This is a genomic window from Cupriavidus sp. GW822-FHT03E04, from assembly GCF_058801495.1.
In genome coordinates this window covers 1-25,709 of record NZ_JBXANI010000022.1, presented here as the reverse complement: position 1 = coordinate 25,709, position 25,709 = coordinate 1, and the positions used below count along the sequence as shown (strand labels likewise).

Here is a 25,709-nt window from a genome sequence, read left to right as displayed (position 1 = left end):
GTTCGGTTGCCGCTCCGGATTTCATATTGAAAGGAGTGATATGAGGCTTGCTATTAATGGTCGTTTTTTGCTCAGATCTATTACTGGCGTCGAGCGCTTCGCTACGGAATTGGTTTGGGCGATCGACAGATTGCTAGAAGATCCCAATATTCGGGGCGAAATAGATGTTACCGTGATTGTTCCTAGGGGTGGCGTTGGAGATTTTCCTAAATTCAGGAATATTAGATATCGACATTTTGGTTCGGTGACGGGCTATGTATGGGAACAATTTATCCTTCCCGCGGGCGTGGAGTCGGGTGAGTTGCTGATTAATCTATGCAACATGGCCCCCATTTTTATGCGAAATCAGGTTGTTGTTATTCATGATGCGGCGGTGGTACGAATACCGGAATCGTTTAGTATGCGATTTCGTGTGGTTTACCGTGTGCTGCTGCCGATGGTGGGACGTGTGGCGAGGCATATCCTCACAGTCTCGGAATTTTCAAAAAGAGAAATTTCAGAGTGCTTCTTAATTCCGAAAGAGAAAGTATCGGTTGTATTGCAAGGATGCGATCATATCTCGAAGATTGGCGCCAGCTCCTCGGTGTGTAGGCGATATGGGTTGACGCGCGGCTCTTTTGTTTTGGGATTAAGTAGCTCGGCGAAGCACAAGAATCAAAGAGCAATTATTGGTGCCGCTTCGAAGTTGGGGGAGGCCGGTATTAAGGTAGTCTTAGCCGGTGGGGGTAATAAGAAGGTCTTTGCGTCTGAGGGGAAATCTGATGAGGAGAACGTTATTAGGTTGGGGTACGTTAGTGATTCTGAATTAAAAGCTCTTTATTCAGAGGCACTATGTTTTGTTTTTCCGTCTCTATATGAGGGGTTTGGAATACCTCCGATTGAGGCCATGAGTTGCGGATGTGCAGTTATTGCGGCAGGAGTTGCCGCGATACCCGAGATCTGTGGGGATGCGGCATTGTTTTTTGATCCGCAATCACCAGAGGAGCTGTCTTCCCAGATCATCAAGTTGAGCGAAGATCCAGAACTGGTAGCCTCGTTGAGGGAGCGTGGGCTTGCGCACGCAAATGCCTTCCAATGGGATGTCTCAGTTAGGCGGTTTCTGGCACTCTTGCGCCCGCCCTCTTGCAAATCGAAGGCGGTTGCGGAATCTATAAATTAAGCTATAGAAGAATTCCAGCGTGGACCAATATGGTGCGGGAAGAGGGCGGAGGAATACACTTTTTCTCGGAGGATATTCTGGCCTTTTCCTTCGTCGCAAGCCTCATGGGAATACTTCGGCATGCTTTAAGGAAACGGCCGATTTGTCTTTTTTTGCAAGTAATGGAGCCACGGTCAATGGCCAATCAATATCGATCGTGAGGTCACTCCATAGTATGCTTCGTTCGAACTCTGGAGCATAGTAAGCTGTGGTTTTATATAAAAACTCGGCGGCCTCTGATATTACTAAGAAACCATGCGCAAAGCCTTCCGGCACCCAAAGTTGGCGTTTATTTTCTGCAGATAGGCTTACGCCTACCCATTTACCGAAGTTGGGTGAACTGCGTCTTATGTCCACTGCGACGTCAAATACTTCGCCAACGATAACCCTCACTAGCTTGCCTTGGGGGTGCTGTATCTGATAATGCAACCCGCGCAGCACATTGCGTGCTGATCGGGAGTGATTGTCTTGCACAAATGTACGGTGAGTGCCGTTGGCATCGGCAAACTGGCGCGCGTTAAAGCTTTCGTAGAAGAAGCCCCGATCGTCGCCGAAGACCGTTGGTTCAATAATCAGAACTTCCGGGAGAATAGTGGAGATGACTTTCACGCTCATTTGATCGACTCCGAAATAACTTGCTGTAGATATTGTCCATAAGCATTCTTGGCCAGTGGATTGGCAAGTTCAGCAACTCGCTCGGCATTGATCCAGCGTCTGCGGTACGCAATTTCTTCCGGACATGCCACCATCAGACCCTGGCGCTTCTGTAGAGTGGCGATAAAGCTGGCGGCCTCGAGCAATGAATCATGCGTACCCGTATCCAACCACGCATATCCGCGCCCCATGATCTCCACGTCGAGTTGTGCCATATCCAGATAGCATTTGTTGACGTCGGTAATCTCAAGTTCGCCGCGGGCAGAGGGCTTGATGTCGGCCGCGATGTCACAAACCTGTTGATCGTAGAAGTAAAGGCCGGTTACGGCGTAGTTCGAACGTGGCCTCACCGGTTTCTCTTCGAGCGATAGCGCACGGAAGCTCTCGTCGAATTCCACCACACCATATCGCTCGGGGTCATGCACGTGATACGCGAACACCGTAGCGCCCGCCTGCTGCTCCGCTGCGCGGTCGAGCTGCCGCACAAGATCGTGACCATAGAAGATGTTGTCCCCCAGAATCAGCGTGGACGGATCATTGCCAATAAAGTCGCGGCCAATGATGAAGGCCTGCGCCAACCCGTCCGGCGACGGCTGCACGGCGTACTGCAGGTTGATTCCCCACTTGCTGCCGTCACCCAGCATCTCCACAAAGCGCGGCGTGTCTTCCGGAGTCGAGATGATTAGGATGTCGCGAATTCCCGCGAGCATCAACGTGGAGAGCGGATAGTAGATCATCGGCTTGTCATATACCGGGAGCAGTTGCTTCGATACCGATCGAGTGATGGGGTAAAGCCGGGTGCCAGAGCCGCCGGCAAGTATGATGCCTTTACGCATATTTAGCTCTCGCAGGAGAGGATCTGGTCTAGCAGGATGTGAACACCCTGCTGCCAGTTGGGAAGATGGATATTGAAGGCCCGGCGCAGCTTGCTGGTATCTAGCCTCGAATTGGCTGGGCGGGGGGCCGGCAGCGGATAGGCGGTTGCTGGGATCGCTGCTATGCTTGCAGGGGCGACCTTCAATGGCATGCCCCGATCTTTCGCATACTTCAGCACTTCGGTAGCGTAGCCATGCCAGGTGGTTTCGCCAGCAGCGGCCAGATGATAAATGCCGGAAGGAAACGCACTCTGCTGGCCACCGAACCAGAAACGCCCAAGGATCTGTGCGGTAACATCTGCAATCAGGGCAGCCGTGGTCGGCGCGCCGAACTGGTCCGCGATCACACGCAGGCTATTACGCTCGCGGCCCAGCTTGAGCATCGTCTTGGCGAAATTGCCGCCATGGGCACCCGCCACCCAGCAGGTACGTAGTACCAGTGCCTTGGCGCCGGATGCTGAAATCGCCTGCTCCCCGGCTAGTTTGCTCTTGCCATAGACCGACTGCGGATTGACTGCATCCGATTCGACATATCCGATTACCTTCTTCCCATCGAATACATAGTCGGTCGAATAATGTACCAGCAGGCTGCCAAGCGTCGCGGCCTCTTCCGCCAACACGCTAGGCGCCGTGCCGTTGACCGAAAATGCGGTTTCGGCATCGGTCTCTGCCTTGTCCACCGCCGTGTAAGCAGCTGGATTGACAATCACGTCCGGCCGGTACCGACGAACCAATTGGCGCAAGGCATCTGGATTCGTCAGGTCGCATGTCGACCGGTCCAGCGCGATTACATGACCCAGCGGAGCCAGGCTACGGCGCAGTTCAAAGCCGACTTGGCCGTTGCATCCTGTTAGAAGGAGGGTGGGCAAATCGAGAACCTTATGCGGCATATTGTTTCGCCACCCAATTCCGATATTCTCCGGACATCACATCCTGCACCCAGGCTTGGTTTTCCAGGTACCACTGGACGGTTTTGCGCATACCGCTTTCGAACGTCTCGGCGGGTCTCCAGCCAAGTTCGCGTTCCAGCTTGCGAGCATCAATGGCGTAACGTCGGTCATGGCCCGGACGGTCTTTGACAAAAGTGATCTGGTCCCGGTAGGAGCCCGCAGCCTTCGGGCGCAGGTTATCGAGCAGGTCACACAGGGCGTGCACTACGTCCAGGTTGGTTTTCTCATTCCAGCCACCAACGTTGTACGTTTCGCCCAATTGGCCACGTGCTAACACTTCACGGATGGCCGCACAGTGATCGCCAACATAAAGCCAGTCCCGCACGTTCAGGCCATCACCATAGACAGGCAGTGCCTTGCCAGCCAGCGCGTTGGCGATGGTCAGTGGAATCAGCTTCTCGGGAAAGTGATAGGGACCGTAGTTATTAGAGCAATTTGTCGTGAGAACAGGCAGACCATACGTGTGATGATAAGCGCGGACTAGATGGTCTGATGCCGCCTTAGAAGCCGAATACGGGCTGTTGGGTGCGTAGGACGTAGTCTCGGAGAACTGGGGATCATCGGCTTCCAGTGAGCCGAAAACTTCGTCGGTGGAGACATGCAGGAAGCGAAAGGCAGCCTTGGCTTCGTCATCAAGCACCGTCCAATAGGTGCGCACTGCCTCGAGCAGCGTGAACGTACCGACAATATTGGTCTGGATGAACTCGCTCGGCCCATGGATCGAGCGGTCGACATGGCTCTCCGCGGCAAAGTGCACCACGGCGCGCGGTTTATAGATTTCCAGCAACTGGTCCAGGGCGGCGCGATCGCAGATATCCGTCTGCGAAAAGACATGGCGGCTGTCAGCTTCAAGCGATGCAAGTGTCGTGCGGTTTCCGGCGTAGGTGAGCTTGTCGACGTTGACAACGCTGTCAGCGCCGGACTGGGCAAGCCAGTTCAGCACGAAATTTGCACCGATGAAGCCCGCGCCGCCGGTTACAACGATACTTTTCAAGTATAAACTCCCCATTTGGAACTGCGATAAGGTCAACTACCTATTGACCTGAAAAAAACGTGTATTTTTGCGAGGTGAAGCTATGGAAGTGATTGTATTTATATTTATGGGTGAATATATTTGAATTTTATGTTATAAAATATAAGTATTAAATTTTTATAAATATTTTAAATCGTAGAATAATATTATATTCTCGAATATCGATCTTCGAGCCTGATGATATCGTCTTCTCCAAGATAAGCGCCAGATTGAACTTCAATCAATTCAAGAGGTATTTTTCCAGGATTCTCTAGGCGATGCGTTACTCCCAAAGGAATGTAAGTTGACTGATTCTCTGTAAGCAGAATAACTTGATCGCCGTTGAAAACTCTGGCGGTGCCACGGACAATAATCCAATGCTCTGCACGGTGATGATGCATCTGCAAGCTGAGAAGAGATCCTGGGTTTACAATGATTCGCTTAACTTGAAAACGATCACCTTGATCAATACCCTCATAGGAGCCCCAGGGCCGAAATACCTTGCGGTGAGTTACCGATTCCTGTCGGCCTGAGCGATTTAGTTGCTCAACAATCTTCTTCACGTCCTGTGCCTTGTCGCGGTGGGCGACTAGGACGGCATCGGCAGTTTCGACGATGATCAAATCTTTCACGCCAACAGCCGCAATCATTCGATGCTCGGCTCGTACGTAGGTGTTGGAGACATCCTCTGTCAACACGTCGCCGGACAGAGCGTTCCCATCTGGATCGACCTCGGCAATATCAGCGAGAGCTGTCCATGAGCCAATATCGTTCCAGCCCAGGCCAGCGGCCGCGACCACCACTGCACGCTTAGTCTTCTCCATGACGGCATAGTCGATCGACACACTGGGGCTTGCTGTGAACGCCTCCACATCCAGTCGAAGGAAGTCGGCATCGTGTTTGCTGGCCTCCACAGCCAGTTCTGCCTGGCGCAGGGCCTCCGGTTCATGGCGTCCGAGTTCCTCAAGATATGTGGATGCTTTCATCATGAAAATCCCACTGTTCCAGAGATAACCGCCTTCTTGTATCATGAGTGCGGCAGTAGGTGCGTCCGGCTTTTCTACAAAGCGATCAACTAAATAGACGCCATCACCCGTGGTTGACTCTTCTGCGCTGCGAATATATCCATAACCGGTATGCGGCTCGGTCGGCTCAATTCCGAAGGTAACCAAATAATTATCTCTCGCAATTTCGGCTCCACGGTTAGCGAGACGACTAAAGGCTGCTTCGTTTGAGATAACGTGGTCGGCTGGCAGAACAAACAATATGGCATCAGCTGTTGTTTGCATGGCTATTATGGCGGCCACAGCCACTGCCGGCGCAGTATTGCGACCAACCGGCTCTAGCACAATCGTAGATGAGTGTATGCCGACACTACGGAGTTGCTCTGCAACCAGGAAACGTTGGTCTTCGTTGGTAAGAACAATGGGGGCAACCGTATTGCAAACGCTTTGAAGACGCAGTACCGTTTGCTGCATGAGTGTATGCTCGCCATCAAACTTCAAGTACTGTTTCGGATATCCTCCGCGGGACATCGGCCACAGTCGCGTACCGCTACCACCGCAAAGAATGACGGGATAAATGTTCATTGCCAGCTCTCAGAAAGATAGCTTCGGTTTAAATCTGTAGACCCCAAGATAGGATGCGATTATTACGGCGGGTCCAGTCTTTATGAGGGTCGGATGTGTTTAGCGGGGTGCTTTATCGTGTCATCAGAGATCGCATCATTTGATGCCGTATCGGTGATTTTCCTGACAGGAGGATATATTGGACTATCTAAAGTTCTGTTATTGTGAAGAAAGATATCCCAGCGGCTTTTTACGTATTCATAGAAGGTTTCTCTGAATACCTCTGTTGAGAAAATTTCGGCTCGATTTCTGCAGCTGTGATGGTTGTATTTTTCTTTGTTTTGTTCAAACGCTCTCACTGCTGAACAAATAGCCTCAGGTGTCTGGCTGTCAAACAGGATTCCAGTGGGCGAGTCTCCCCTGGTGACAATTGTCTCCGCTAGGCCACCGCGACCAAAAGCAATCACCGGAGTTCCACAGGCCTGCGCTTCAACCGGGGCTATGCCAAAATCTTCCTCAGCGGCGAAAACAAATGCGCTCGCTGAGCGCATAGACTGCAGCAGAGTTGAAAAAGGTTGATACCCCATTATTTCTATATTGGAGGTGGATTTTTCTTTTATTTTGTTTATGTCAGGACCGGATCCAATAACACGAAGCTTAAGATCTGGCATCCTGGAGAATGCCTCAACAATTAAGTCAATTCGCTTATAAGGAACCAAGCGAGATGCCACTAAGTAGAAGTCCTCTTTATTCGTGCAAATGGAGAATGAATCGACATCGACAGGAGGATAGATGATGTCCGAATTTCTACCATATACTTTTCGTATTCTCTGAGATATGAATCGAGAGTTTGCTACAAAATAGTCCACTCCGTTCGCCGTCCTATGGTCCCATAGGCGGAGTTTGTGAAGAGTGAATTTTGCGAGCCAACCTTTCAATCCGACATCAAGGCCTGACTCCCGAAGGTACTGATGTTGCAGGTCCCATGCGTACCTCATTGGAGAGTGAACGTAGCTTATATGTAATTGTGCTGGCGCAGTAATAACGCCTTTGGCGACAGCATGCGAGCTAGATATTACGATGTCATATTTCGATAGATCGAATTGCTCTATTGCCAATGGCATCAGAGGCAAGTAGGTTCTATATTTTCTTTTTGAGAATGGAAGATTTTGAATGAAGCTGGTATTTACATTTTTTCCGTGGAGGAACTTTCGATCAGTAGGAGGTAGATGGTCGACAATGCTGAAGATGTCCGCCTCGGGGAAGCAGTACAGCATCTGTTCTAGCACACGCTCCGCGCCTCCGTAGACAACTAACCAATCATGGACGATTGCGATTTTCATGGGTAATCTAAATGAGGAGTTGCGTTTTGTGGCAGGCTAGTAGAAAAATGTAAATTTCTGCAATGAAGAAAGAGCCGCTATCAGGCCGTTGTCACCATCGCCTGGCGACCGCGCGCTTGGGGAGATTGACGGCCTCGTCCAATTGCATAGTAGGTGAATTCCAAACAAGCCAGTTCCGTAGGTTCGTACAAATTGCGACCGTCGAATATAATCGGCGTTTTTAAAGTGGCCTTGATCGTGGAAAAATCCGGCGAACGGAAGGACTTCCATTCTGTGACAACAACTAGCGCATCCGCGCCTGCTAGTGCATCTTGCTGGCTTTGGGAAAAATGGACACGCGCGAGCGCGCCAGATTCTGCTAGCAGGTCGATCTGGAGGGACTTCTTGGCTTCTTCCATGGCCACTGGGTCAAAGACTTGAACGCTAGCCCCGCGCGCCAGCAATTCTTTGATCACCACTCGACTAGGCGCAGCGCGCATGTCGTCCGTATTGGGCTTGAAGGCCAGCCCCCAGAGAGCAAAGGTCAGACCGGAGAGATCTTCTCCATAGTGACCAACGATCTTCTGAACCAGGATGTGCTTCTGCTGCTGATTTACCGCCTCGACAGCAGCGAGGATGCGTGGTGTTTGGCCATATTCAGCGGCAGTGCGCTCCAATGCCTGCACGTCTTTCGGGAAGCACGACCCGCCATAGCCAGTGCCGGCATACAGGAAGCTGTAGCCGATGCGAGGGTCTGAACCGATGCCCTGGCGTACCAGTTCGATATCTGCGCCTACCGCATCCGCTAGGTTGGCCAACTCGTTCATGAACGAGATCCGGGTTGCCAGCATGGCGTTGGCGGCATATTTGGTGAATTCCGCCGACGCAATATCCATGTTGAGGAGACGGTCATGATTGCGGGTGAACGGCGCGTACAACGTGCGCATTGCCTCGCGAGCATGGAGGCCGGCGGGACCGGGCTCGGTGCCAATTACAATGCGGTCCGGCCGCATGAAGTCTTCGATGGCGGCGCCTTCCTTCAGGAATTCGGGGTTGGACACCACAGAGAATTCCAATTCGGGAACGCCACGCTCGGCCAGTTGTGCTTCGATCGCCTGGCGGACTTTGGCACCGGTGCCGACCGGCACGGTGGACTTGTCCACCACAATCTTTGGTGTAGTCATGTAGCGGCCGATATTGCGGGCAGCGGCTACCACGTAACGCAGGTCGGCGGAGCCGTCTTCGTCGGGCGGGGTGCCAACGGCGATGAACTGGACATCACCAAACTCAACGCTGGCTTCAATGTCGCTGGTGAACTGGAGGCGGCCAGCGGCGTGGTTGCGCTGGATCAGCTCTTTCAGCCCGGGCTCATAGATGGGTACTTCGCCGGCGTTGAGCATGCTGATCTTTGCAACGTCCAGGTCCAGGCAGAGTACGTCGTTACCGAGTTCGGCCAGGCAGGTCCCGGTGACCAGGCCCACATAGCCGCTACCGATGATTGTGATTTTCATGACTGCGGTTTGAGATATTGAGAATTTAGTGTTTGCTTGGGATGGCGCTTGCTAGCCCGAGCCGGCAGGCCAGGGATAGCAGCGCGATAGCAACGACGGCTGCCAGCAGATCGGTCAGCAAATCCGTCAGGTCCGAGGAGCGGTAGGGAAAGAACGATTGGATGAATTCGTCCAGGCCGCCAAGCAGGGCGATGCCGGCTAGCGTGATCACAGCGCGGTACCGCTTGAATGAGAGGTAAATCGCACCGGCCAGGCAGCCGTAGGCAGCAAAGTGAAGCAGCTTGTCGCCAAATTCCCGGGACATGGCTTGCGCATTGCCGGGGAGGTTGCCTACCAGCAGCATGACGGCGTAGAACACCGCTGCTACCGGTAGCCATAGCGTTGCCTGGGCGGTAAGAATCGACGCGGCAGGCCGCGCCGATGGCGGCGATTCAATACGCATTCTGTCCAGTCCAGCCCTTGAACGCGGTCCAGAAGATGATGCGCAAGTCCATCCAGAACGACCAGTTGCGGATGTAGAAGATGTCGTGCTCAACGCGCTTGGCCATCTTGTCCAGCGTATCGGTCTCGCCGCGGTAGCCGTTGATCTGCGCCCAGCCGGTGATGCCGGGCTTGACGCGGTGGCGGAGCATGTACAGGTCGAGCTGTTCTTTATAGATATTGTTGTGGGCCATGGCGTGCGGGCGGGGGCCTACCACGCTCATCTCGCCTCTGAGCACGTTGATGAACTGGGGCAGCTCGTCCAGGCTGGTGCGGCGCAGGAGGGCGCCGATCGGGGTGATGCGGCTGTCGCCTTTGGTGGCCTGGGTGACCACGCCGTGCTCGTCGTGGGGTTTCATGCTGCGGAACTTGTAGACGTGGATCACGCGGCCGTCCAGGCCCAGGCGTTCTTGCTTGAAGAACACCGGGCCGGGGGAGCTGCGCTTGATCAGCACGGCGATGACCAGGAACAGCGGGGAGAGGGCCGCGAGTACCAGGGCGGCAAAGCTGCGGTCGAATGCTGACTTTACTGCGCCACGCACGCCGAGTGATGGCGGGCGGTTGAGTTCTACCGCGGGCATGCCAAGAAAATCGCCCACCTTGTGGTTGAGCAGGTCAAAGTCCAGCAGGCTGGGGATCCATTTGATGTCGATGAAGTCGTTGCGCAGCGAGTACGCAATGCTCTGCATCTGGCGGGTGGCGCTCATGGGGAGCGTGATCCAGACTTCGTCGATCTTGTGCTGGCGCGCGAAGTCCGCAATCTTGGCGCTGTCTTCCACACGCAGCACACCGGCCGGCGTGGCTTCGACCGGCGATGCGTAGATGCCCCCCACCCTGTAGCCGGTGCGGCGGTTGGCGGTGGCGCGGAGGTACATTTCCTGGCCGGTGCGGCCGTAGCCAACGATCAGTACGTGCTTGGTGTTCACACCGGTGCCGCGGACAAGGCTCAGGAGGGAGCGGCTGGCGATGTGCAGCACCAGCAGGCCAACGATGGACCCGACATACCAATAGGTGGCCCAAAGGCGCGAGAGCGAGTCGGCTTGATGGAGGAGGAAGCAGACCAGGATGCTGATCAGCCAGACCAGGGTCCAGCCGGCCAGCATGCGTGTGAAGAGGGAGAAGGCGCTGCGGCCACGCCAGGAGGCGTACAGGTCGAACGCGGGCAATACGATAAACGCGACGGTGCAGCCGAAATACTGGATGAACTGGTGGATGGGCGCGCTGGGCGTGGCGTCCGTTGCGAAGCGTAATTCGGTTGCCAGGTAGCCGGCAATCCAGATGACAGCTACGTCCAGCAGGCGTGCGGCCAGCGTTAGCTGGTCGTAATGCCTGGCAAACATGTCGCGATAAACTCCCATGATCTTCCCCGAAAGCGTTCGCAATCCCGCCGCACGCTGGTGCGGCCGAACCATTTATCCCCAATTGGTAAAGGCGACGTGCCATTGACTACGTCGGCCCGGCCATGCGCGCTGTCTCAAATGGCATGGCGTTTTTGATCGGACGAAGGAAGTCGGCGCTGGCTGCAGCGTGTGCAGTCGATTCCGTGGCACTTGGGGCGGCTGACCCTGGCGCCCATACGTCGTCCATGCAAGGACGCGTCGCTGGAATATCGTCGCTTCGTTTTAAACAGGCGCTATGGGCGCCGGTTTGCTCGTCTTATCGATGGGGCAGATAGTGCGGCGCAGCGACATCTACCGGTACCCTGCGAGAGAAGGGAACGCGAGGGGATTGTTGGCATCATGGCGCGGGGTTGCTGGCGAGGCCGCGCATTGCGCTCGGGACTTGTGCATGCTGGGGCGGTCTTGGTGCCGATGGATGATGTTGGTGCGTGGATTGTTCAATGACGTATCGAGTTTGTATCAGGATCGATATTTGATTTTTCTGGTGCTTCGGACCTTTGTGTGGGTACTGTATGGGGGAGCTACGGCAGTGCTGGATTTAGCCCAGAGATACATCGACCCACACGAAAGTCGGATGAAGCCTTTTTCTAAAGGCGGGGGATTTTCTCCCTTTGAATTTTCTATCCCCGCTTCAGAGGGGGGATTGCCGGATGAATGCGGATATTAGGTAGGGGAAATGGCTGCGATCTCTCTCGCGCTGTCTTGCAGCTTGCCCCCTTTTGCGGGTGCAGCCGGTTCTTATAGCCGCTGTCCAGCGGCAGCGCCTTCTCGCCCCGCGCCTCATCGCGAAAGCCCGACGGCGGAAGGCTTGCGGGCGAAGGCTGTAAGTGATTTTTTTGACGCTTTTTTGTGTTGGCGGGGGTGGCCGGGCGGCTGGCTGACCCGGCTCAGGCGCTGGCATGCCGGGCTGCCGGTGTGGCTGACGCGCCAATCGGAGCCCGTCACCAGGTCAATCACCGCACCAATTGCCAAAAAGTGAGACGCACGGTCAAGAGGCGCGCGGGTGTGGCTTTAATCTTGGACGCTAGAGACCATTGTCTATAAGGCGTGCGCGAAAGGGGGGATGCTTGGCGACCCCTGCCCCGGAACTCGAAGAGAGGGGGGAACCGACGCAGCCGGGGCAATGCCGGCAGCGATCCGGTGTCTTGACGGGTCAATAGGCGTACGACGGGAATGATGGGGGTGTTGGTGATGGCTGATCTATCTGGTTTGGCTGGTTTGGCTAGTTTGTCTGATATGTCTGGAGCGACGGAGCAGGGCGGGGGCACCCTGAGCCGCGAGCAGCTCGATGCTTACTTTGCTTCCTACGTGGGTATGGAGGGGGGCAGTCCGGCCAGCGCGGTTTGGTTCTGCGACGCCATGCCGACTTCGGATAGCACGCGGCTGCCCGCGCAGCTTGTCCCGGTGCTTGAGGTGCCGGCGTGGGATGCGCAATTCAGGCTGCGCCATCTGCGCGAGATGGCCAAGTGGCAAACGCACCAGCGCATCGCGCGCATCATGGCGGCGGCCCGGGAGATGGTGCTGTTCGGCCGGGACGATAGCGGCGATTGGCAGCGCTACCTTGCGCAATATCTTTACCGGCCGCGCGGATGGGATTTCAAGCTGAGCTTGTTCCCCTTGGCCATCCGTTCTGAGAACGGGTTGCCGTGGACACAACTGCACGGCAACCAGCCGGAGCTGAACCCCAAATCCAAATACCTTGCGCTGTGCCGCAATGGTGCCCGGTTCCGCTTTATCGCCCAGTTGCGCCGGCTCGAGCGGCCCAAGGTGGTGGTTTGCCTTGGCGAGCGCTTCGAGGCGGATTACCTGCAGGCCTTTGGCATGCGGGGCGTGCCATATACCACACACACATTGCAGCCGGCCGATCAGGCGAGGGAGTTGCGCGTTTATGTCAGCGAGGGGACAAACCTGATTATTTGCCCCTCGGTGGCCGGGGCGGCCGGATTAGCGTCCGATGTGCTGCTGAACGCCATGGGGCGTTTTATCAGCCAATGGCTGACCATGGCCGATTTTCAGGTAAGGCCGCACGAGGCGGAGCTTTGCGAGGCGGAGTACTACCCGGCCTGAGATGGCGATGCAGTGGCCGCGGGCGCGCAGCTCAACGCTGTTGCCGATGCAGCCACTGCCGGAAGTCATCGCCTTGCACTGCGAACGCGGCTAGCCTGAATTCGGTGTTCTCGGGGCTGGTGGCATAGGCGCGCAGGTCGCTGGGCGACATGCCCAGGGATCGGCGGAACGCACGGGTGAAGTCCGATGCGCTATTGAAGCCCAGTCCGTAGGCGATATTGCTGATCGGCAAGCTGGGGAACTTCACGAGGTCGGCGGCGGCGGCGCGCAGGCGGCTCTTGCGGATATAGGCCTGCACGCCGCCTTCTTGCTCGAACAATCGATATAAGGTCGGGCGGGAGATTTCCATCCTGGCGAGCAGCTTGCCGGGGGACAGCTCCGCCGCGCCGGGGTCGGCGTCGATCAGCCGGCGTGCCCGGGCCAGCATGGCGCTGCGCGCGGCGGCGCGGGCGCCTTCCTCAAGGCGCGCGCCCTTGCGAAAGGCGGCGGTGAGCAGTTGCACGCTGGCGTGCATGGCCTGGACAGCCGCTTGCGGCGCCATGCCGGGGATCTCGCGGCTCAGCGCCGTCAGGTGCTCCACGGCCAGCCGGGTCAGCGGGGTGTTGGTTTGCACGATGCGCCCGTGCGCGGCCTCGGCGCCGAGAAAGATGGAATCCATCATCGTGCGTGGCACGAAGACCGAGAGCGCGCGCACGGCACCCCGGTGCATGTGGATGGGCTGCCCATGGTCCGTGAGCAGGATGCCGCCGTGTTGCGGCATCGGGTTGTGCCGCATGCCTTCGACCACGCCGGCGCTGCCTTCGACGAACACCTGGAGCGCATAGTGCCGCATGGTGTCCGTGGAGATGCGCGCGACGTTGCGCTCCAGCGTGAGCCCATCGCAGCGGCAGTCGGTGAAGAGCATGTCCTCGACCAGGTAGCGGTCGATGCAGGCCTGGAACGGGGCTGCCAGGGTGTCCCGGGTGAGGTTGACGTCCATCACATGCCCGACGCGCTGGCGCCAGGCGAGGATTTGTCCCACGCTGGTGGCACGGGGCCCGTCGCCGCCTACCTGGAAATGGGTATGCGGCAGACGCGCGTCCGGGGGCGCGGGCTGCGGTTCCGATTGGGTCGGTGCAAGTGCGATGGGAGGCTCGGTCATGGGCGTTGGGCGCACCCGGTGCTGCATAGGACCGGCAAAACGCCGGCGCATCGGCACCACTCTATCGAAAAACCGAGGTTCTTGCAGGCAACGCGTTGTGGCTGTCCCACTTCCATGCCTGTGCTTGCCACGCACATGTTGTGAACACGCCCCGCACATGTCGTGCATATACCGTGCATATGCCGTGCATTCGCCGTGCATTCGCCATTTACCGCCGCCCGATTGTGCGATGCCGCGCAAAGTGTCGTTACCCCGCGTAAGAAGGGAAAGAAGACTGCCGCGAATCCCTCCAAAGGGGGGCGCGTCATGATCAAATCTCACGCAGAATCTTGCACCGCCAAGTGATTGTTTCGCGCAAACGAGATCGGGCTTTTTGGGGCGGTAGCCGGAGCGTCGCGGGATTGACGATATACGTTCCGGCAATCGCTTTCCCAAAGGGAAAAGCACTGATCCAGATTGGTTGTAGGCAGGTCAAATCCGTTGGAGCCAGGCTTTGGTTTTATGCCGGCCGGCATCCGAGACGAAGCAGGTGGGAGGCGCGAAAAGCGCGGGAAGCGCGGGAAGCTCTGCATTCCCCGTCAGCGGGTTGTCTCCATCGTTCTATTAGAGATTTGCCGTTGCATTCGAGGCGTCTCACGGCCCGTCACGTCGTATAGGTAAGTACTGCCTCAGCGCGTGGGCATCTTTAATTCCACCAAGCGGTAGGGGCATGGAAATAGAACAGAAGACAGTATTCTCACGTGAGCAGCTGGACGCGTACTTCGCGTCTTACGTTGGTATGGAAGGGGGAAATCCGGCGGCGGCAGTCTGGTTTTGCGACAGCACACCGCATCCATGGGTCGAGTCGCTGGTAGCGCCGCTGGAGCCGCGCATGCAACCAGGCGCCTGGGACCGCGCGTATCGCGAGCGCCATCGCGAGAGCATGGAGCGCTGGCAGTCGCATCAGAAGATCGCAAGGATCATGGCGGCGGCGCGTGCGCAGACCTTTGCGCGCCCGCAGAGCGAGTGCGACTGGAAGCATTACTTCGATCAGCATCTCTATGCGCCGGGGGGCGCGGAGTTCAAGCTCAGCCTGTTTCCGTTGCCGGCGCACCTGATTGGCCAGACGCCCTGGTCCAAGGCATTTCGCGGACAGCCGGCGCTCGTGCCCAAGCAGCGCTACCTGGATCTGTGCCGGGCTGGCAACCGCTTCCGCTTTATCGAAGGCATTCGCAGGGAGTGGAAGCCCAAGGTGGTGGTGTGCCTGGGCGAGCGGCATTTCTTGGATTTCGTATTGGCGTTCGGGCTTGAGCAAGCCCGGGTGGGGGATTTCATTTTGCAGCCGGCCGATCTGGCCAAGACGCTGCGCGTGCTGGAGCACGATGGCACGACCTGGATCATGTGCCCCGCGCTGGCGGGCGCTTCGGGGCTGACTTCCGATGTATTGCTCGAAGCCATGGGCCGATATGTGGCGCGCTGGCTGGTGCCGGCGGATTTTCCGGTTCTGCACTAGGCGCGAGGTAATGCGAGGCGAGGCGAGGCGACGCGATGCGAGGCAATGCAAGGATACGCGTTAGCCGGCATCGTTTTACGCGTCCTGATAACCGTAGGAACGGCACGCGGCAGCGATGCCGTTGCGACTCTCGCGAGGGTGGGGGTTACGGGCTGACATGCAAGCTTGCGCTTTCCCCCTCCTAGTAGGGGTGACACGGTTGTGGAGATTGTTTATCTAGTGAAGCTGGCAAAGGCAGTAGCGCAGTCTTGTTGTAGTGCTGCCGATTCCGATCGCAAGAGCCAGCCAGGGTATCCATGAGATGCGACGAGCCAGGGCAGCGTAAGGCACCGCATGCGGTGCGCAGCCAAGGCGTGGTCAGGATCCATAGACAACCTAGTGACCCATTGACCTATCGACGTATCGACGCATTAAAGCATTGACGCATTGACGCATTGACAAATCGACGTATCGATTCAGGAGTGAGAAGAGTGCAAACCAATATCAGGAATATCTTTACCCTCGGCATCATGGCTTCCGCGGCAGCGGCACTTGTGGCTTGCGGGGGCGGCTCGGACTCGACGCCGACCCCGACGACGCCATCGGTTACCGTGCAAGGCAAGGCCGTCGACTTCTACCTGTCACAGGCTACGGTGACGTTCCTCGATTGCAGCAACAAGACCACCACGACCAAGGCGAACGGGGACTTCACGTTCCCGGATGGTTGCTCCACCAGCGCACTCAAGGTGACCGGCGGTACCGACATTGGTACCAACCTGCCGTTCACCGGCGTGCTGCAGGCACCGGCAGTGGCCTACAAGGCCGGCCAGACCCCGGTGATCACGCCGCTGACGACGCTGGTTGCGCAGTTGGGCGCAACCCAGGCCGCGGCGCTGGCGACCAAGCTTGGCCTGCAAGGCAAGGACCTCACCACGCTGGACCCGATGCAGGACGCTGCGGTGCTCAAGGCAGCCGTGCTGGTGCAGCAACTGGTGGACCAGGTCGCGAAGACGCTGGCAGGCTTGTCGAAGGCGACGGGCGGCACGTTGACGGCGGAAGCTGCCGCAGCGGCGGCGGCCAGTGCCGTGGCTAGCGCGGTGAACAACGCCACCGGTACCGCTAACCTGGCCAACAGCACGCTGGTCACGTCGGTGATCAACTCGGCGGTGCAGAACGCCAAGGCCGGTTTCCCGGCCAGCGTCCAGGCCAACATTGCCGCGGTGGCGGCCAACGTCGCCGCGCTGGCCGGCCCGGTTGTGGCCACCCAGGTGTCGAACGTGAACACCGCGCTGGGCACGATCGTGCTGGGCACCGACCCCGCTGCCACGCTGGCTGCCTTGCAGCAAAGCGGCTCGGTCAATGCGGTGACCGACAGCGCCAAGTCCACGACGAGCAATGCGCTGGTGGCGGCGGTAACGCCGGCCGCGCTGGCTGACCCGACGCTGACGACCAACCTGGCCGCGCTCGGCGCTGCCGTGTCTACCGGCAACGCCACGGCAATCCAGAACGCGGCAAGCAGCCTAGGCGGCAACGTCAACAGCGGCGCCATCACCGACGTGGTCAACGCCGTCAAGCCGACCGACTTCATCCAGCTGGCCAGCATGACCATCAACGGCCAGCCGTTCACGAACTTTGATGCCGTGACCGTCACGGGCGGCGGTGCCTTGAGCAGCATCACGGTCGCGACCTCGCAAGTCGGCAAGCCGTTTGGCGATGGCGCAGCTGAAGTCCGTGCGGGCCTGAGCTATACGTATAACGGCAACCAGGTCGATGTCATCATCGAAAAGGTTGCGCTCACGTTTAGCAGCGGTGTGCTGACGGCCGCGCAGGTGCCTGCCAACACCACATACTCGTTCCGCGTCGCCACGGGCGGGAGCCTTTCCGCCGAGACGACCCTGACCAACGCGGTCGCGGACAATCTGTACGCCGGCAGCGGTACACTGAGCCTGCCTTTCTCGGTCTTCCTGGCCAAGCTGAAGGGCGCAAGCACGCTGAACGCGGCGCAGCTCGATGCCATTACGCCCAAGTCGCCCAGCACCTTCCCCGTGACGTTCGCGGTGTCTGGCCTGGCCGGCAAGGCGGTGAACGTCGCTACGCTGGTCAGCGGCAGCCCGCAGAAGACGCTGGCGCGGACGGTGCAGACCAAATCCTCCACGGTTAGCGGCAACGGCATCACGACCTCGGTCACGCTGAACCCCTGATCGGTGCGTAGTGAAGCCCTTCCCATGGTCAGGGGAGGGCCTGCCCGGTCATCCGTCATGTGCGCCTTCTGGTGCTTGTGACGGGTGACCGGCTTCTTTTTGTGTGCAGTCGGCCGGACCAAGAACTGGCTGACGCCATGGATGAGGTCCGCTCCCGGCCTCGGAGTCTCCCTATGCTGTTGTATCGCACGCGCCGGCTCCGCCATGCCGGTGCCTTGATGCTGGGTTTGTCGTGCGTCGGCGTTGCCCATGCGGCCCCCGACGATGTGTTTTTGCAGGCCGAGCCCGCTACGGGCGAGTTCACGTCATTTCGCGTGGAGGCCAGCTATGACATGGTCAACAAGACCGTGGACGTCTTTAACCTGCGAGAGGGCCAGGGTGCCGTGCCGGACAATGCCGGCGACTATCGCGGCGGCAAGCTGATGCTGGGCTACAAGTTTTCGCCGAAGTGGTCGGGATCGGCCACGTACTGGCGCCGTGGCATCGACTACGGCCAGGACAACAACCAGATCGATAGCTGGATGCTGGCCTTGCACTATGACCCGCTGGCCGAGCCTGGCGCGCGGGACCGCATCATGCTGCGCTTTTCCCTTTGGGGTGACCGCGCCGGCAGCCTGACCCGCTCATCCGCGCTCAAGGTCAGGAATGCCACGTTCAACAGCGTCACGGTCAACGACGCCAACGACATCCAGGGCCAGGCCGATGTGATTTTTTCTGGCGACCTTACCGAGCGCAACAAGCTCACCGGGTTTATTGGCCTGGGCGTCAGCCGCGTGACAATCGGCAGCATCAATACGCGGCTGCAGCAGGGCGGGTGCAATTTCAATGTGAGCATCGGCTCGGACAATATTGCCAGCGGCAACCTGGCCGCGCCTTGCCGCGTGGGCAACACCAACCTGCAGTCGGCGTCGTTTTCAACGGATGCCAGCCAGTACGGCCTGAACATCAACGATGATTTCAACTACACGGCCGGCTTCCTGAACCTGGGTGGCTCCTGGCGCTGGAAGTACGAGAACTTCAGCGCGCGGCTGGGCTATCAGTTCCAGTACCTGTTGCGCAGCAACGTCGATAGCCGCGCGAGTGCTTACGGCTATTCCCCCATCAAGTCAAACCACACGCTGGGGATGGAGCTGTCGTATGCGGTGGTGAAAAATGTCGAGGTGTTCCTGCGTGGGCAGGCATCGCTGTACAACTTCGTTGGCACGATCCCGTTTCTCTATAACGCCGCTACCGCAGGCAAGCTCGATCGCTACTACGGCTATGGCTCGATCGGTATTCGCTTTTCGGGGTTTTAAGGCAGGGGTTTTAAAGCAGGGATTTTAAAACGGGAATTTCAAAACAGGGATCGGGGCAATGCGGGCTTGGGCGGGGGGCTGCACCTGGATCCAGGTGCGGGACACCCGGGCAAAAAAAAGGAGGTGTAGGCGCAGGGTGCTCCTACACCCCTTGAACAGTTCAGCAAGGGGTCAGTCTTGCTAGAACGGATTGTCTTACGGCTTGTATTACGTCAGTACCCTGCCTTGGTAGGTGGTCCTCCTTCAGAGGGGAACCTGCGTGATGCGTGTGCATGTCGCACCCGGCCGTCCAAATGCCTTCCAGGAGCTTAGATTGCATTACGCGTTTTTCAGTGGCACGGCGTCTCCCGGTACCAGGGTCCCGCATCCGGACGGGGCCAGCGCCGGCACCGACGGTGGCTTCGCCGATCCGGCAGCCGCGCGCCTGGCGGGGCTGCGCCAGAGGATGGCGTGGCCTTCAGGCGGGCCGCAGGACATGGATGCCACCGAACGCGGCCTGGATCACGAGGAATTGCTCTCGCTCACCCGGGGCGACCTCATCGGTGCGATCGAGTTCGGGCATATCTACCCGGTGTTCCAACCGCAGATCAGCGCGCAGCACGGCGGCATCGTCGGGCTGGAGGTGCTGGCGCGCTGGTCCGACAAGGGGCGGCACCATGCCCCGGACAAGTTTGTCGGCAGCATCACCGGCCATGGCGTGGAGACACTGCTGCTGGATCATTTCCTTGGCGCATGCGGCCGGGTGCGCATGCGGTTTCCGCAATACGCAGGCCGGTTCTCCCTGAACGTCAACCCGAGGACCGCGGCGGCGGCCGGCTTCGTCCAGGGATTCGTGCGCGCAAGCATGTCCCATGGGCTGGATATCGCCCGCGTCGTGCTGGAGCTGACCGAGCAGACCCGCATTTCCCGCGGTAGCGAGGCGCGCCTGCTGGAAAACCTCAGCGCGCTTTCCGCCCGCGGCATGGTGATCTCCCAGGACGATTTCGGCTCGGGCTATGCCTCGCTGCAAGCCCTTGGCTTGCTGCCGTTCAAACAGGTCAAGGTGGACAAGATCCTGCTGCACCGCGCACGCCATACCGAGCGCGCCCGGCGGCTGTTCTTTTCCTCGATGGCGCTGGCGCGCTCGCTGGAGTTGCAGACGGTGGCCGAAGGCGTGGAGAGCCCGGACGACGTGGTGCTGGCAAGGTCGCTCGGCGCGGATCTGCTGCAGGGGTATGCCATTTCACCCCCGATGCCCTTCGAGCGGCTCCAGCTTTAGGCGATGCCTGCCCCGGTATGCTCTGGCCTGCGTTTGACTGTCGTTATATACATCGCTATATTGCGGTCACAGGGCATTCTCCCCTCTTTGTTGCCGGCCCGGCTCCACAAGGCATTGCCAGTGAACCAGTCGTTGCTGATCCTAGACGCGTTTTCGCTCGCTCCCGGCGAGCCGGCCTGCCGCGCCCTGGCGGGTGTGCTGGAAAGCGCCAACGCTGCCAGGCTGCCCAGGTTCGCGCAGTGGCTCGGGCTTGCGGAGCCCGAGTTCTGGCAGATGCTGGATCACTGTTTTCCGGGTGCCAGGGCGGCGGGGTGGGCGCCGGAGTCGGCGCCGGTTGATGCCGCCGCGTTGCCTTGCGAGTTTGCTGACCTGGTGCAGATGCTGATCGCATCGGGCGATCCCGCTCGCCCCGCTCGCCCCGAAATGCGCTGGGCCGCCCACGCGCTGGCCAGCGGCTGCTTTGGTGGCTCCCATCTCTGGCACGACATGGGCCTGTCGGGCCGGCATGACGTTTCGCGCTTGCTGCAGGCGTATTTTCCCTCGCTCTACGCGGCCAACACCACGGACATGAAGTGGAAGAAGTTCTTCTACCACGAGCTATGCCGGCGGCTGGACCTGCACCCGTGTCCCGAACCGGCCTGCGCCGGATGCGACAACTACGCTAGCTGTCACGGCACCGAGGCGGTGATCGGCTGGCGCTAGGCAGCCACGCCAGCGGCCTGGCTGACGTAGAATCCGTCGCTTGAAATTCGCCATAAACAGCAAAATCGCTGAGTGTGGGCGAATTCAATCCGACATGAATGGTAATGGCCAGAACCCCCCCTTTCCTGAGCAGCGTCATCCTGCTGGCGGCATTGGCGTTGCCCGGCATCTCCCAGGCCCGCGAATATCGCGGCCCCGGAACGGTCGGTGAAGGCCCATACCGGCATCAGTTCGTGCTGCGCGATGCAGTGACCGGAGCACCGATGCCGCAAGCGCGCTATCGGCTGGCCCTGCCTGAGCACCAGATTGCCGGCATACCGGTTGGCCCGGGGGACAAGGCCAGCGTGGTCTTCGGCATGACCGACCGGCAAGGCCGTACCGTGTCGGTGCGCCTGCCCGAGCGCCATGCGCAGGCGCAATGGATTCTCGACGCCATCGTGGGGGAGGGCGATTTTGGCCGGGCATTCTCCACAACGGGTGGCGCCGATGGCGCGCCGGTGCCGAAGATGACGTATGTGCTGGACGTCGAGGGCAGCTATCTGTTCTGCGGCATGACGAATAGCCGCGGTGGCACGCACTTTGCGCAGAGCCGCCAGGTGCGCACGCTAAGTCTGACGGTGGGCGGTACGGACCTGGGCGCAGCGGATTTTGCCTGGTGCAAGCGGGAGGCGGAGGTGATCGCCGCGCTGCCGGCCGACGTTGCGCCGGCGCTGGTGTTCCGGCAGATGCTCGGCCTTTATGAAGCCGGCAAGGCGGGGCTCGATCCGGATTTCCAGGCTCGTATCCGGAGAAAGCTGCGGGACCTGGCACTGGCGAGCGGGGACAGCCAGCAACTGGTGATCGCGCGCAGCCTTGCGCCGGTGCCCGCGCAGCCGCGCTCGGCACCACCCGGGCAATGAACGCGTCCGAGGCTTGAGCGGCAAGCAGGCCGGCTTTTTGTGTCCCCGGCCTCCGGCTGCTTAGCTCCGGCCGGGGAAGATGCCGTCAGTGCAGATCATGTACGTCAGGCCGTTGGGCGTGACGGACGCAAGATTTGGCAATGCGAACGTGGTCCGTCCGTCGCCGCCGAAGTTAGTCCCCAGCAGCGAGAACAGCGCCGTGTTTTGCGCGATGGGGAGCAGCCGGCCATCGGCCGGCAGGCCTTGCCCGAATGTCGTGGCGGTTAGCCACACGCTGCCTATCGTACATTGGGCGCCGGTGCCGCCGCCTGCCGCGTTTCCGGTGTTTTGTCCCAGATCCGGGTTGGCGGGGCCTGTGGCGCCGGTAGCGCCCGTTGCTCCCGTTGCTCCCGTTGCTCCCGTGGCCCCTGTCGCTCCCGTGGAACCCGTTACGCCTTGCGCACCGGTGGCGCCGGTAGCGCCCGTCGGGCCAGTGACACCCGTGGCGCCTTGGGCGCCGGTGACTCCCGTCGGGCCTTGCATGCCGGTGGCGCCAGTGGCCCCGGTCGCGCCCGTCTGCCCCGTCACGCCCTGCGCACCGGTTGCGCCAGTCGCTCCGGTCGCGCCGGTAGCGCCAGTGGCGCCATTGCTCCCGTCGGCACCCTGCGGACCCTGTGCGCCGGCTGCCCCCGTAGCGCCGGTAGCCCCGGTAGCCCCGGTGGGACCTGCGGCACCCGTGGCGCCGGTCGCGCCCGTTGCCCCTGCCGGGCCCACATCGCCCCGGGCCAGTTCCTGTGCCACCGTGACCAGGGTGGCGTTGTTGGCCTTCAGGCGCACGATCAGCGCTTCGAGCTTGTCGTCATAGGCGTCGCCGGCTTGCGGCTGGAACACCTGGTTGAGCAGGTTCAGCGTGTCCACCGTTACGCCCAGGTTGGCCAGGCGCTGCTTGGTCAAGGCCAGGGCAGTGGGCAGGCGGTTGCTTGCCGCGCCGGCCGAGGTGGCGGAGAACGTGTTGAAGAAGGCTTCGGTGTCGGGGTTTTCGGTGGCGCTGGCCACCACCAGCTCGGTGATCGGCGTGATGTTGGTCACGCCGGGGCCGAGGATCAGCGTGTGCAGCACGCCGTTCGGGCCGGTCACGCGGGCCGCGCACGGCAGCACCAGGCCGGCGGTGGTGACCGACCAGGCGCCGGTGGCCGAGGTGGTGACGGAGGCCGTGCCGGCCACGCATTTCAGTGCCACGGTGGCGTTGGCGATCGGCGCACCGGTGGCGGCAACGCCGGAGATCGAGGCTGCCGGTGCCACCGTGACCGGCGCGTTGCCGGACGATTGCGCGGTGTCGCTGCCGCCGCCGCCGCCGCATGCGTTCAGCAGCGAGGCCGCGGCCATGGACAGATAGAGGGCCCGCAATTTTGTTTGCATCATGATTTCCCGTGATTTCCCAAAAACAGTGATCCGCTTGCACACGTCTCGGTCGATGCCGAGGTGCACTTTTTATACGTATTGAAATGGAACGAAATGGAACGAAATGGAATGGCAGCGCCTGCCGGGCGCAGCGGGGCGTATTTTATCGACGGTTGTCCGCGAGACGGCAAAGTCATTTGCGGTTTCGCCGGCAGACATTGATGCCGTTGCCAAAACCCAACGAAGCCGGCCCAGCGCCGGCCAAGCGCCGGCAGGGCGAAGGCGCAGTGGCGCGCTACAGCATGGCCGAATGCAGATGGTGCGGATCGTCCAGCGTATCCGCCACGATCTGCAGAGATTCCTCGACCTCGTCGCGTTCGCCCGGCCCGCCCAGGCAGATCCGGATCGCATCCGGGGGATTGCCATCGGTGGCGAACGCCGCGCTAGACACCACGCCGATGCCGCGCGAGCGCAGATGCAGCGCCAGCTCGGAAGGACGCCAGCCGCTGTCCGCTGGTATCGGCAGCCAGAGATGGAAGCCTTCCGGGTCGGCATCATATGGCCGCCCCGCCAGCACGTCGCGGGCCAGGAGCTGGCGGGCCACGCACTCGGCGCGGATGGCCTTGAGCATGTCTTCGGCCGTGCCGTCCTTGATCCACGACGTGGCCAGCAGCGTATTGAACGGGCTTGCCATCACGGTGGTGGCGCGCAGCGTGCCGGCCAGCCGCTGGGTCTGGCGCGCGGTGGGGCCGTGGATAAAGGCAATGCGCAATCCGGCGCCAAAGCATTTCGACAGGCCGGTCACGTAGTAGGTGAGTTCCGGCGCGAGCGTGGCCATGGCATCCGGCGTGCGCTGCGGCAGCATGCCGTAGGCATCGTCCTCGATGATCGGCACACTGTAGCGCAGGGCGATATCCGCCAGGATTTCGCGCCGTCCCTGGGGCATGGTCTTGGTGCTGGGGTTCTGCAGCGTGGGATTGCAGTACAGCGCGCTTGGCTTTTGCGTCTTGCAGAGTGTTTCGAAGGCCGGGCCGAGGGGGCCTTCCTCATCGCTGGGCAGGGCCTGCAGCCGCACGCCGAGCTGCGTGGCGATGGCCTTGATGCCGGGGTAGGCCAGCGTATCCAGGCAGATCGTTTGCCCGGGCCGGGCCAGCAGCGACACCAGCGCCACCAGGGCGCTGTGAATCCCCGGGCAGATCAGCACGGTATCCGCGCGGCAGGCGGGCACATAGCGTTTGAGCCAGTCCACCGCTACGGCGCGATCCGCCGGCGTGCCGCCGAAATCCTGGTAGCGCAGCAGGTCGTAGGGATCCGTCGTGCTCATCAGGCGCGCTGCCGACTCGCGCAGCCTCACAGTGAGCGCCGCTGGCTCGGGCGGGTTGTTCATGGTCATTTCGGCGCCGGTGCCCGCGCGCAGCGGCAGGGCCGGCGCGCGCCCGCGCACAAAGGTGCCGCTGCCGGCCTTGGCGTCGATCAGCCCGCGCTTGCGCGCTTCCGCGTAGGCGCGGGCCACGGTGGTGTAGTTGAGCTGCAGCGCTTCGGCCAGGTCGCGCAGCGCCGGCAGGCGGTCGCGCGCTTGCAAGCGGCCGCTTGCCAGGTCTTCCTCGATCAGGTCGGGGATCATCAGGTAAGCGGGTTTGGTGCTCTCGCCGAGGCGTTTGAGCCAGTGGCTGGCAAGTCCGGGCACGGTGGGCTCCTGGCGTTCGCTTGTTCGCGGTTGTCGGATGCGGCTTCAGCTGGGTTAGCTGAGGCCTCAGGCTACCACAATGATCGTTTTTTGCGCTTGAAATGATTGCATTTTTGTTTGCGCAATGATGGTGCGATATGGCGGGACTGCACCGCGCCCGGGCGTGTTTCCCGGCTGGCGTGTTCCACCACAGTGCATGGCGGCAAAAGGCCCGCAGCGGGCCGGTAGCGGCTAGCGCACAAGCGTTTCCCGCACATTTCGCCATCCGGAAAATCAGCGATGCGATCAACGAGCGATTCGCGGCTTGATCGGTCATTGATCGCATGGATGGGCATGGCAGATGGCATGTCCCATGCTCAAGGTTTGGTGTCGGCCCGGCGCCGATCGATCGACAGATCCACCAACCCTATGGAGTGCAACATGCCCGCAGTGAACAAACCGGCCCACAAGAAAGGCGATTTCCTGGTCGACTACGAAGAGAAGGTATTCGAGGACGTCAAGGCAGAACCGGGCGAGAAGGCGCTGGTCACCTTCCACACCGTGGCCTTCGAAGGCTCGATCGGCTTCGTCAACCTGCTGCAGGCCACGCGCCTGCAACGCAAGGGCTTCGAGACCTCCATCCTGCTGTACGGCCCGGG

The 25,709-nt window shown here is 59.9% G+C and carries 21 protein-coding genes and 1 pseudogene; 9 read left to right on the top strand and 13 right to left on the bottom strand.

Annotated elements, in window-relative coordinates; genetic code table 11:
- The first annotated feature begins 40 nt into the window (after positions 1 to 40).
- Positions 41 to 1,159 carry a glycosyltransferase family 4 protein gene (locus AC1RQC_RS28405; protein ID WP_492885267.1) on the top strand — a complete coding sequence of 373 codons (1,119 nt, stop codon included), beginning with the start codon at positions 41 to 43 and terminating at the stop codon, positions 1,157 to 1,159.
- Positions 1,160 to 1,261: 102 nt separating this feature from the next.
- On the opposite strand, the gene rfbC is transcribed toward AC1RQC_RS28405, so the two are convergent.
- The 9 genes and pseudogenes from rfbC to AC1RQC_RS28360 all read right to left on the bottom strand — a co-directional run bounded on the left by rfbC (position 1,262) and on the right by AC1RQC_RS28360 (position 10,910).
- On the bottom strand, positions 1,262 to 1,813 hold the full coding sequence (gene rfbC / locus AC1RQC_RS28400) for a dTDP-4-dehydrorhamnose 3,5-epimerase (RefSeq protein ID WP_492885265.1): 552 nt from the start codon (positions 1,811 to 1,813) through the stop codon (positions 1,262 to 1,264).
- A complete protein-coding gene (rfbA, locus tag AC1RQC_RS28395) occupies positions 1,810 to 2,688 on the bottom strand; it encodes a glucose-1-phosphate thymidylyltransferase RfbA (RefSeq protein ID WP_492885263.1) in 879 nt (292 codons plus the stop codon). The genes rfbC and rfbA overlap by 4 nt, the downstream gene beginning before the upstream one ends.
- 2 nt (positions 2,689 to 2,690) lie before the next feature.
- On the bottom strand, positions 2,691 to 3,617 hold the full coding sequence (gene rfbD, locus AC1RQC_RS28390; RefSeq protein ID WP_492885261.1) for a dTDP-4-dehydrorhamnose reductase: 927 nt from the start codon (positions 3,615 to 3,617) through the stop codon (positions 2,691 to 2,693).
- A complete protein-coding gene (gene rfbB, locus AC1RQC_RS28385; protein WP_492885259.1) occupies positions 3,607 to 4,671 on the bottom strand; it encodes a dTDP-glucose 4,6-dehydratase in 1,065 nt (354 codons plus the stop codon). The genes rfbD and rfbB overlap by 11 nt, the downstream gene beginning before the upstream one ends.
- Positions 4,672 to 4,856: 185 nt before the next feature.
- The gene (locus tag AC1RQC_RS28380; protein ID WP_492885257.1) at positions 4,857 to 6,278 is read right to left on the bottom strand and encodes a mannose-1-phosphate guanylyltransferase/mannose-6-phosphate isomerase; all 1,422 of its coding nucleotides are present in this window, start codon (positions 6,276 to 6,278) and stop codon (positions 4,857 to 4,859) included.
- Between the two features lie 224 nt (positions 6,279 to 6,502).
- Positions 6,503 to 7,603 (bottom strand): annotated as a pseudogene (locus AC1RQC_RS28375) (glycosyltransferase family 4 protein); the annotation flags it as partial.
- Between the two features lie 77 nt (positions 7,604 to 7,680).
- Positions 7,681 to 9,090 carry a UDP-glucose dehydrogenase family protein gene (locus AC1RQC_RS28370; RefSeq protein WP_492885255.1) on the bottom strand — a complete coding sequence of 470 codons (1,410 nt, stop codon included), beginning with the start codon at positions 9,088 to 9,090 and terminating at the stop codon, positions 7,681 to 7,683.
- A 25-nt stretch (positions 9,091 to 9,115) separates the two neighbouring features.
- Complete coding sequence (locus AC1RQC_RS28365; RefSeq protein ID WP_492885253.1) at positions 9,116 to 9,532, bottom strand: VanZ family protein; 417 nt, start codon at positions 9,530 to 9,532, stop codon at positions 9,116 to 9,118.
- Complete coding sequence (locus AC1RQC_RS28360; RefSeq protein WP_492814452.1) at positions 9,522 to 10,910, bottom strand: undecaprenyl-phosphate glucose phosphotransferase; 1,389 nt, start codon at positions 10,908 to 10,910, stop codon at positions 9,522 to 9,524. Before AC1RQC_RS28360 ends, AC1RQC_RS28365 begins: the two co-directional genes overlap by 11 nt.
- 1,296 nt (positions 10,911 to 12,206) lie before the next feature.
- Here AC1RQC_RS28360 and AC1RQC_RS28355 point away from each other — a divergent pair.
- Entirely contained in the window at positions 12,207 to 13,037 is an 831-nt protein-coding gene (locus AC1RQC_RS28355) for a transcriptional regulator (RefSeq protein ID WP_492814454.1), read from the top strand.
- A 31-nt stretch (positions 13,038 to 13,068) separates the two neighbouring features.
- On the opposite strand, the gene AC1RQC_RS28350 is transcribed toward AC1RQC_RS28355, so the two are convergent.
- Positions 13,069 to 14,178: a helix-turn-helix domain-containing protein gene (locus AC1RQC_RS28350; RefSeq protein WP_492814415.1), complete on the bottom strand. Its 1,110-nt coding sequence runs from the start codon at positions 14,176 to 14,178 to the stop codon at positions 13,069 to 13,071.
- Between the two features lie 715 nt (positions 14,179 to 14,893).
- Here AC1RQC_RS28350 and AC1RQC_RS28345 point away from each other — a divergent pair.
- From AC1RQC_RS28345 to AC1RQC_RS28320, 6 genes are all read left to right on the top strand, one after another.
- Positions 14,894 to 15,670 (top strand): XpsR family transcriptional regulator, encoded by a 777-nt coding sequence (locus AC1RQC_RS28345; RefSeq protein WP_492814456.1) that lies wholly within the window; start codon positions 14,894 to 14,896, stop codon positions 15,668 to 15,670.
- A gap of 470 nt (positions 15,671 to 16,140) precedes the next feature.
- Entirely contained in the window at positions 16,141 to 17,850 is a 1,710-nt protein-coding gene (locus AC1RQC_RS28340; protein ID WP_492885251.1) for a hypothetical protein, read from the top strand.
- Positions 17,851 to 18,023: 173 nt separating this feature from the next.
- Positions 18,024 to 19,145, top strand: coding sequence for a hypothetical protein (locus AC1RQC_RS28335; RefSeq protein WP_492372909.1), 1,122 nt, complete (start codon positions 18,024 to 18,026; stop codon positions 19,143 to 19,145).
- 313 nt (positions 19,146 to 19,458) lie between these two features.
- Entirely contained in the window at positions 19,459 to 20,403 is a 945-nt protein-coding gene (locus AC1RQC_RS28330; protein WP_492814419.1) for an EAL domain-containing protein, read from the top strand.
- 120 nt (positions 20,404 to 20,523) lie between these two features.
- Positions 20,524 to 21,105 carry a nitrogen fixation protein NifQ gene (locus AC1RQC_RS28325; protein ID WP_492814421.1) on the top strand — a complete coding sequence of 194 codons (582 nt, stop codon included), beginning with the start codon at positions 20,524 to 20,526 and terminating at the stop codon, positions 21,103 to 21,105.
- Positions 21,106 to 21,209: 104 nt separating this feature from the next.
- A complete protein-coding gene (locus tag AC1RQC_RS28320; protein WP_492814423.1) occupies positions 21,210 to 22,004 on the top strand; it encodes a hypothetical protein in 795 nt (264 codons plus the stop codon).
- Positions 22,005 to 22,064: 60 nt separating this feature from the next.
- On the opposite strand, the gene AC1RQC_RS28315 is transcribed toward AC1RQC_RS28320, so the two are convergent.
- The 3 genes from AC1RQC_RS28315 to AC1RQC_RS28305 form a co-directional block, all read right to left on the bottom strand.
- Complete coding sequence (locus AC1RQC_RS28315) at positions 22,065 to 23,405, bottom strand: phage tail protein (RefSeq protein ID WP_492814425.1); 1,341 nt, start codon at positions 23,403 to 23,405, stop codon at positions 22,065 to 22,067.
- Positions 23,406 to 23,679: 274 nt separating this feature from the next.
- Complete coding sequence (locus tag AC1RQC_RS28310; RefSeq protein WP_416050594.1) at positions 23,680 to 25,071, bottom strand: aminotransferase-like domain-containing protein; 1,392 nt, start codon at positions 25,069 to 25,071, stop codon at positions 23,680 to 23,682.
- 71 nt (positions 25,072 to 25,142) lie between these two features.
- Entirely contained in the window at positions 25,143 to 25,418 is a 276-nt protein-coding gene (locus AC1RQC_RS28305; protein WP_492885248.1) for a hypothetical protein, read from the bottom strand.
- 73 nt (positions 25,419 to 25,491) lie between these two features.
- On the opposite strand from AC1RQC_RS28305, the gene AC1RQC_RS28300 reads away from it, so the two are divergent.
- On the top strand, positions 25,492 to 25,709 hold a 218-nt coding region (locus tag AC1RQC_RS28300; protein ID WP_492885246.1), incomplete at its 3' end, for an MSMEG_0572/Sll0783 family nitrogen starvation response protein.

Bases quoted from the DNA above. Each gene is read 5' to 3' on its own strand.
- AC1RQC_RS28360 (WP_492814452.1), bottom strand. From the start codon at position 10,910: ATGTTTGCCAGGCATTACGACCAGCTAACGCTGGCCGCACGCCTGCTG.
- AC1RQC_RS28380 (WP_492885257.1), bottom strand. From the start codon at position 6,278: ATGAACATTTATCCCGTCATTCTTTGCGGTGGTAGCGGTACGCGACTG.
- AC1RQC_RS28305 (WP_492885248.1), bottom strand. From the start codon at position 25,418: ATGCCATCTGCCATGCCCATCCATGCGATCAATGACCGATCAAGCCGC.
- AC1RQC_RS28365 (WP_492885253.1), bottom strand. From the start codon at position 9,532: ATGCGTATTGAATCGCCGCCATCGGCGCGGCCTGCCGCGTCGATTCTT.
- AC1RQC_RS28370 (WP_492885255.1), bottom strand. From the start codon at position 9,090: ATGAAAATCACAATCATCGGTAGCGGCTATGTGGGCCTGGTCACCGGG.
- rfbA (WP_492885263.1), bottom strand. From the start codon at position 2,688: ATGCGTAAAGGCATCATACTTGCCGGCGGCTCTGGCACCCGGCTTTAC.
- AC1RQC_RS28350 (WP_492814415.1), bottom strand. From the start codon at position 14,178: ATGACCGAGCCTCCCATCGCACTTGCACCGACCCAATCGGAACCGCAG.
- AC1RQC_RS28335 (WP_492372909.1), top strand. From the start codon at position 18,024: ATGCTGTTGTATCGCACGCGCCGGCTCCGCCATGCCGGTGCCTTGATG.
- rfbC (WP_492885265.1), bottom strand. From the start codon at position 1,813: ATGAGCGTGAAAGTCATCTCCACTATTCTCCCGGAAGTTCTGATTATT.
- AC1RQC_RS28405 (WP_492885267.1), top strand. From the start codon at position 41: ATGAGGCTTGCTATTAATGGTCGTTTTTTGCTCAGATCTATTACTGGC.
- rfbD (WP_492885261.1), bottom strand. From the start codon at position 3,617: ATGCCGCATAAGGTTCTCGATTTGCCCACCCTCCTTCTAACAGGATGC.
- AC1RQC_RS28320 (WP_492814423.1), top strand. From the start codon at position 21,210: ATGGCCAGAACCCCCCCTTTCCTGAGCAGCGTCATCCTGCTGGCGGCA.
- AC1RQC_RS28355 (WP_492814454.1), top strand. From the start codon at position 12,207: ATGTCTGGAGCGACGGAGCAGGGCGGGGGCACCCTGAGCCGCGAGCAG.
- AC1RQC_RS28315 (WP_492814425.1), bottom strand. From the start codon at position 23,405: ATGATGCAAACAAAATTGCGGGCCCTCTATCTGTCCATGGCCGCGGCC.